This window comes from Streptococcus parasanguinis (assembly GCF_040908565.1).
Classification (GTDB): Bacteria; Bacillota; Bacilli; order Lactobacillales; family Streptococcaceae; genus Streptococcus; species Streptococcus parasanguinis_AC.
On record NZ_JBDGEA010000032.1, the window covers coordinates 1 to 7481 of the forward strand.

A 7481-nucleotide genomic window follows, 5' to 3' on the forward strand; every position below is an offset into this window, starting at 1 on the left:
GTAGAGCCCACTCAACCACTGCGTCTTGCTCGACAATCCAAAAACAATTAAGAGGCTAGGACTTTTGTCCCAGCCTCCATATGAAGATTGTTTCAATCTTAATAAATGAACACACCCTAAATGCTATGTGAAAAAGATAAAGTCTCTTGTGAGCATCGCTCCCTGCGACAATTTCCTTTTTTCACTTTGCATTTTACGCCCTTTGTATCTTAACTTAGTCTTTCTTCTAATTCAAAGTCGATTGGTAGGGTTTGTAAAAAGTGCTCCAACTCACGTTCCCAGTAGAACCATTCGTGCTTGCCTGGGCTGTGGGTATAGGTGACATCCAAGCCTAACTTTTCTAATTCCTTGACTTCAAAATTATTGGCTTCATAAAGGAAATCCTGCTCCCCACACCAGATCCATAGTTTGGTCTTCTTATCTGAAAACTTCTTGGCAGCAGTCTCTAGCGAATAGGGACTGGTCGTCCAATCCTCAATCTCTCCAAAAATTCCCTTCCAAAAAGCTGGTTGTTCCAAGTCATTGTTTTCAAAATCCCGATCGTGAAAACTAAGTGCTCCAGAGAAACTCGCAGCTCGAGAGAAACGATTTGTCTTGAGGGCCAAGAGCATTGATCCATAGCCGCCCATGGATAGACCCGCAATAAAGGTTTTCTCCCGTTTCTTAGTCATATTCGGGAAGAAGCGAGAAAGAGTCTCTGGCAATTCTTTCGCAATGGCCGTGTAGTAGTTGTAGCCATACTGGGTATCGGTGTAAAAGCCATTATTGGTGTTGGGTAGGACCACGATCAGATTGGTATTGCGCAGGATGCGCTCCACATTGGTCCGCTTCAACCAAGAGTGGTGATTGCCATTCATCCCGTGTAAGAGATAGAGAACCGGAATATCCGTATCTGCCGGATCTTCCACGCGCGATGCATCGGGATAAAGAACGGACACCCCCCACTCCATCTTCAAGGCTTCTGAATAATACTCAATCTGCATAACTGCCATTTGCTTCCCTCTTTCTACTGTTAAAAACACTCGGCAAGCCTTCGGCTGCCAAGCGTTTCCATTTCTTCCATTATTTTACTTCCATCACGACTGGTAGGATGGCTGGACGACGTTTGGTTTGTTCAAATAAGAACTTAGACAAGTTGTCGCGCACCAAACCTTTTAACTCACCCCAGTCAAAGCTATCTTGATTCAAATAATCTTCGACGCTTTGGTTGACCAATTCGCAACTTTCACGAAGAATATCCCGACTTTTCTTGACATAGACAAAACCACGAGTGTGCACGCGCGCTTTGGAAATAATCTTCTTCTCTTTGCGATTCACCGTGATCGCCACGATAAAGATCCCGTCTTCTGACAAGACCTTGCGGTCACGAAGGACGATATTGCCCACATCACCAATGGCATTCCCATCGATCATGACATCTCCCGCTGAGACGCTACCGGCAGGAACGAAGTCACCCTTTTCATACTCCATTACCGTTCCGCGTTTTGGAATAAAGATGTTTTCAGGCAAAATCCCGACTTCCATCGCCACCCGCGCATGAGCATCCAATTCACGGTATTCCCCTTGGATCGGGAAGAGATATTTAGGACGAAGAAGGTTGATCATCAACTGCAAGTCCCGTGCGTTTCCGTGACCAGATACGCGCAAGCTGGACGTGATCAATTTGACAACTCCACCTGCTTGGTAGACCATGTTTTCTACACGAGCTACCACTGCTTCTTTGGCAATCGATGGCGTTGTAACGATGTAGACCAAGTCTCCATCTTTGATTTCCACATAGCGGTGACGACCAATCGACATCTTGCGCAAACCATTGATCGGCTCACCCATTCGGCCTGTTTCCAAAATGATCAATTCATGATCCTCGAAACGGCTCATTTCTTTTGGTTTGATCAAGAGTTTTTCGTTAGCAAGAGATAATTTATTCAAGCGAATGGCTGTGCGGACGATGTTTTCCACATCGAACCCTGTCAAGACCACCCGGCGACCAGTCTCAGCTGCAGCGTCAAAGACCTGCTGGATCCGAGAAAGGTTGCTGGCTACCGCCGCCACGATCACACGACCATCCCAGTCTGCAATCGTATCTAAGATGGCATCGCCCACTTCTTGCTCACTGGCAACTTGAATCTTGCTATCCGCATTCGCTGAATCACTCAAGAGGGCAAGCACACCTTCGCGTCCAATCTCAGCTAGGCGAGCAAAGTCCGTCGCATAAGACTCGCTGGCAGTTTGGTCAAATTTAAAGTCTCCTGTGTAGACGATATTGCCCTCAGGAGTGCCAATCACAATCCCGATACTTTCAGGGATGGAGTGGGTTGTTTGAAAGAAAGAGACGACGGCATCACCAAAATCAATCTCAGAATTCTGATCGATGACATGGAAGTCGTTGAATTTCTTCACACTGTCATTGCTTTTGACAAAGAGTTTAGCCAACTCAATGGTCAACTCTGTCCCGAATACAGGAACTTTGGCTTCGGCCAAAAGATAAGGCAAAGCCCCAATGGCATCCGCGTGACCATGGCTCAAGAAAACACCCGCAATGCGGTCCTTGTTTTCAAATAGATAGTCCATGTTGGGGATAACGACATCCACCCCAAGTTGCTCATTTTCTGGATACTTCAAACCTGCATCCAAGACAAAAATCGAATCGTTCACTTCGGCAACGTAGAGATTTTTCCCATTTTCTCGAACACCGCCCAAAGTGACTAATTTAATACTACTCACTGTTGTCTCCTTTAGTGTGATTATTTTAATACTTACGGTCCTTGGTCGCCCAAGTCGAATTACAGTTTTGCAAATACTTGCATATCCACTCTATTATACAATTTTTTTCTCTTTTTTTCAAAAAGCTTTCCACAGCAAAAAAAGCCCTCTCATCTGAAGTAGATGAGAGGACTTCTAGGCGCCTATTTTTAGGGGGAAAAGACCCTAAAGATGGTAATCTCCCCGTTTATTTTCAATGATCCGCATAGCTGCCTTGATCACATGAAACTTGCCTAACAATTCCTCTAAGCGCTTACTATTTCGCTCGCTCAATTGGCCGTTCTTGACCGCTTGGGACAGGCGATAAAAGTCATCCAAGTCCTCCCCAATATTTTCAAACAGCTCTTTGGCTTCCTTGAGTCGGTAGCGATTGATTAGGTAGTTCACATCTTTTTTGAAGGAAGCGACATTGTTTTCGTGAATATCCGTATAAGCTTCCTCTTCTTCCTTGGGTTCTTGGTAATTTACCGCCTTAAAACAGGTGATGAATTCCCGACTTTTGACATTGCAAACAAAGATGACACCGTCACTAGCTACATAAGTTTTTGTATTAGCCGGCTGAACCACGTCACTATCATAAGGGGAGAGAGAGGGGAGATGTTGGTTAATCCACCGGTTCAGGTGCTGATCATCTACGCCAAATCGCTCAAAAGCTCTCTGCCGGAAATGGTCACGGCAACTATATTCTTGCGCATACGACAATCCCATACTCTCACCTCCTCCTGAGTATTTTATAAAAACAGCCTCCAGTCTTACGGGACTAGAGGCCTGGTCTGCTTTACTGACTTGGTGCAATTAACCTTTTGGCTAACAAAACAATGTTTATGATGTTGATTTCATTTAATAGTATTTGCGTAAAATACCAGAGGTTTTCTTTGCTATTCCAAATCCAAATGATGATTTTTCGACTGGACGCATTGAAGTTTGAAAACCTTTACAAAAAGCTTCTACCTACTATTTCCACGTTTTCTTATGTCTCCAAGCAAACTAAGCAGGTTTGCCCGGCCGTCCAACCGATCCGACACACACGACATGACTGCTCTTTTACGATAAGAGCATGAACAGCTATCAGCAAAACAGGCCTAAAACGAAGTAACCTAACTTTTAACTCGATAAGGCATTGGAATCAATCCCTTCTTCATCTTTCTATCTATATTATACTCAACCCCCTTAGCGATTGCAAGCGATTCCACCTGAAACTAGTTCCTATTTTTATGCAGTTTTCTTCTAACCTCTTTCTAAGCTTTTTTGTTGTATAAGGCAGTCATTGAAAGGACGACGTATATTTATAAACAGTAACTTGTGTTTTAGAAAGAGAAAAAGCTAGAGAACAAGCTCTCTAGCTTAGCATGTAGACAAGGCACAGTAGCTGATTGAACTCTTCTCTCGCTTGATCAGTTCGGAAGAATCCTAATCAGACTTGTGGGGGGAAGCGCCATAAACGATATCGCTTTTGTCCTACTCCCTATTTCCACTTTTCATTTTACGGGCTTTGTATCTTATTAAATGAACACGGGCTGCGGATTGTGTCAAAAACGCAAGCTGAATAGCAATTAATTCAAGACACAGTAGCTGATTGGATTCTTCTGTCGCTTTCTAAGCTCAGAAGAATACCTAATCAGCCTTGTGGGGGTAGGACGACGAAGCGTTTATAAATGATATCGCTTCTGTCCTACTCCCTATTTTGACTTTGCATTTTACGGGCTCTGTATCTTATTCTTTCTCAAACAATTCATAGTAGTCTGCGATGGTCATTTGGGCTTTTTCTTCTTGACTGAGGTCTTGGACGATATGTCCATCTTTCATCACAATCAAGCGATTGCCATATTTCAAAGCATCTTCCATATGGTGGGTGATCATAAGGGCAGTGAGAGCATCTTGTTTCACAAACTCATCGGTCAAGGTCATCAGAGCCTGACTCGTTTTTGGATCCAAGGCAGCTGTATGTTCATCTAAAAGCAAAAGTTCTGGACGTTTTAGTGTCGCCATCAACAAGCTCAAAGCTTGACGTTGCCCACCTGATAGAAACTCAACTGCTGTATCGATATGATTTTCCAAGCCATTGCCGATCTTAGCAAGAACTGTTTGAAACTCTTCTTTATAGCTTGCCAAGTGACGCGGAATCAAACCACGTTTTTCTCCACGAAACTTCGCTACCAAGAGATTTTCTGCCACTGTCATACGAGGCGCTGTTCCCATTTTAGGATCTTGAAAGACACGAGATAGGTACTTGGCTCTCTTCTCAGGAGAGTAGTTGGTCACATCTTCCCCTAGAATATAGATCTTCCCGCTACTAACTGGAAGTGTCCCAGCAATGGTATTAAAGAGGGTTGATTTCCCAGCTCCATTGCCCCCTAAAATCGTGATAAAATCATGCTCTCGAATTTCCAAGGAAACATCATCCAGAATGACTTTTTCTTCGTTCATCCCATTGCTCACGGCTTTGGTTACATTTTTTAATTCTACAATTGCTGTCATTTACTGAGTTTCGCTCCTTTCATGATTTTTCCCTTAAAGGTTGGAATCATCAGGCAGATAGCTAGGATCAAGGCACTGAAGATTCGAATATAGCTGGTATTGATGCCAAGCGCAATCACGGCCCAAATCAAAAATTGGTAGGCGATCGATCCGATCGCAATACTGAGCAAGCGCTCTGTCAAGGTGACATTTGAAAAGAGCACCTCTCCAATAATGAGACTAGCAAGCCCAATAACGATGACACCAATCCCACGTGAAGCATCCGCATAGCCTTCTTGCTGAGCCATCAGTGCACCAGAAAGAGCAATAATCCCATTTGAAATGACCAAGCCCATCAATTCCATCCGGTCAGTGTTGATCCCAAAGCTCTTGGCCATATCTGGATTGTCCCCTGTCGCAATATAGGCTTGACCCAAGCGTGTATCCAAGAAGAAGATCAAACCAAGGATCACAAGCGTTACAAAAATCAAGCCAATCAGAATCTCATTGAACCCACTGGCAAAAGGAAGAAATTCCTGAATTTTTTTATAGCCCAGAAGTCCCAAATTAGCCCGCTGCATGACAAAGAGAATAACCGAGTTACAAGACGTCATCACGAGGATCCCTGACAAGAGTGTCGGGATTCTTCCTTTTGTGTAGAGAAGACCCGTCGCAAGTCCTGCCAAGCACCCTGCTCCAATAGCAGCCAGCGTCGCAAGTAGTGGATTGACCCCTTTGGTAATCAAGGTCACCGCCACCGCTCCTCCAAGCGGGAAAGAACCTTCTGTCGTCATATCTGGAAAATCTAGAATTCGGAACGTCATAAAGATTCCTAACCCTAAAATGGCCCAAATCAAACCTTGTGAAACAATTGAATTAATCATAGTTTCTCCCTTCGATAATAGTAGTTTAATTGTATCACAAATATGGAGGAGAACCTATAGGAAAATTCACATCTCTCCTCCCACCCTTTATTTTCCCCTATCATTCTTGTTCTAGCGAGCGATCTATAAAATTGGTTAGACCGCATTTATAAAAGCAAGGAGATAAGCCCTCTTCTGAGCAAAGCCCATTTTTTAAATCCATAAACCATTTCTACATTCACCAAAAAGTGATAAATTTTTCAGCAGGATGAGACAAACAGAAACCTATCAACCTTAGACAGGTCAACAAAATTACTCTCTTTCGAATCCATCTTCTTGCAAATTTTGTCAGTTACAAACAAATACAATGAAATCCCAATCACAAAAAACTTCCTTTGGCTTTCTTTCCTAAGGAAGTTTTTATATTTATACATTTTTCAGAACTCAGTCTTATCTTAATGGAGTAACTAACGACAACAAGGGCGTGAAGTTCTCCACTCCAAACCCTACTGTTCTTTCCAATTCAAAGCGGATTCATTCCCCTTGTTGCCGGCAATTTAAAAGGTCAAATTGCCTTACTAGTATACTGTTTTATGTAAATCAAGTCAATGAAAATTTTCTGAAACTAGTAACAGAATGATTATCTAACAACATATATTTCTATTTTTTATAATATATATACATATTTTTTTGAGCCGTAGAGGATTTTTTACTGCTTTCCTATCTTAATTCATTTCACTTCTGAGATCAAACCAGTATCCACATCGTACACAGCTCCTGAGATAATGACATCCTCTGGAATCAAAGGAGAAGCTTTTAAAAGTTCCATATCTTCACGGACACTTTCTTCAATATCTTGAAAAGGTAGGAAATCACGATCCCCCACATCCACTCCCAGTTCTTTCTTAAGATGCTGACGGAAGCCTTCGTTTTCAAAGGTCTGTGCGCCACAGTCTGTATGGTGCAAGACCACAATTTCACGGGTTCCCATTTGCTGCTGGGAGATAACCAAAGACCGGATCATGTCGTCGGTCACGCGCCCTCCAGCATTCCGCAAAATATGGGCATCTCCAAGAGCCAGCCCTAGTGCTGGTGCCACGTGAAGACGAGAATCCATACAGGTCACAATGGCTACTTGTGTCTTGGGCTTAATCGGAAGATGGAGGTCCCCATGTAGCGCCACATAAGCTTGGTTGGCTGTTATAAAATTATCAAAATAAGACATGGTCTCTCCTTTATTCCTTTGAAATTCAAATCATCTATTATTTTACCACATCTCACTATTTCTGTCAGAGAGGATCTCCTGTCATCTGTCACATCTGAAAAAAGAGAGTGGGACAGAAATCGGTAATTCGTTAGAATTCGATTTCGTCGTCCCACCTCCGCACAGTTGAGTAG

Annotated in this window: 6 protein-coding genes; all 6 read right to left on the minus strand. The window is 43.1% G+C overall.

Features of this window, described 5'->3' with window-relative positions:
• Positions 1-209: 209 nt before the first annotated feature.
• Positions 210-992, minus strand: a complete 783-nt coding sequence (locus tag AB5Y61_RS10495) for an alpha/beta hydrolase (RefSeq protein ID WP_368404111.1) — start codon at positions 990-992, stop codon at positions 210-212.
• A gap of 70 nt (positions 993-1062) precedes the next feature.
• Positions 1063-2724: a ribonuclease J gene (locus tag AB5Y61_RS10500; protein ID WP_368404112.1), complete on the minus strand. Its 1662-nt coding sequence runs from the start codon at positions 2722-2724 to the stop codon at positions 1063-1065.
• Positions 2725-2928: 204 nt separating this feature from the next.
• The gene (locus AB5Y61_RS10505) at positions 2929-3471 is read right to left on the minus strand and encodes a hypothetical protein (protein ID WP_368404113.1); all 543 of its coding nucleotides are present in this window, start codon (positions 3469-3471) and stop codon (positions 2929-2931) included.
• A 1005-nt stretch (positions 3472-4476) separates the two neighbouring features.
• Positions 4477-5241: an ABC transporter ATP-binding protein gene (locus AB5Y61_RS10510; protein WP_150906641.1), complete on the minus strand. Its 765-nt coding sequence runs from the start codon at positions 5239-5241 to the stop codon at positions 4477-4479.
• Positions 5238-6104: an ABC transporter permease gene (locus AB5Y61_RS10515; protein ID WP_003008955.1), complete on the minus strand. Its 867-nt coding sequence runs from the start codon at positions 6102-6104 to the stop codon at positions 5238-5240. Before AB5Y61_RS10515 ends, AB5Y61_RS10510 begins: the two co-directional genes overlap by 4 nt.
• A gap of 709 nt (positions 6105-6813) precedes the next feature.
• Positions 6814-7308, minus strand: a complete 495-nt coding sequence (locus AB5Y61_RS10520; RefSeq protein ID WP_368404114.1) for a beta-class carbonic anhydrase — start codon at positions 7306-7308, stop codon at positions 6814-6816.
• Positions 7309-7481: the final 173 nt, after the last annotated feature.

Coding starts and splice junctions, on each gene's coding strand:
- AB5Y61_RS10495 (WP_368404111.1), bottom strand. CDS start 992: ATGGCAGTTATGCAGATTGAGTATTATTCAGAAGCCTTGAAGATGGAG.
- AB5Y61_RS10505 (WP_368404113.1), bottom strand. CDS start 3,471: ATGGGATTGTCGTATGCGCAAGAATATAGTTGCCGTGACCATTTCCGG.
- AB5Y61_RS10510 (WP_150906641.1), bottom strand. CDS start 5,241: ATGACAGCAATTGTAGAATTAAAAAATGTAACCAAAGCCGTGAGCAAT.
- AB5Y61_RS10515 (WP_003008955.1), bottom strand. CDS start 6,104: ATGATTAATTCAATTGTTTCACAAGGTTTGATTTGGGCCATTTTAGGG.
- AB5Y61_RS10520 (WP_368404114.1), bottom strand. CDS start 7,308: ATGTCTTATTTTGATAATTTTATAACAGCCAACCAAGCTTATGTGGCG.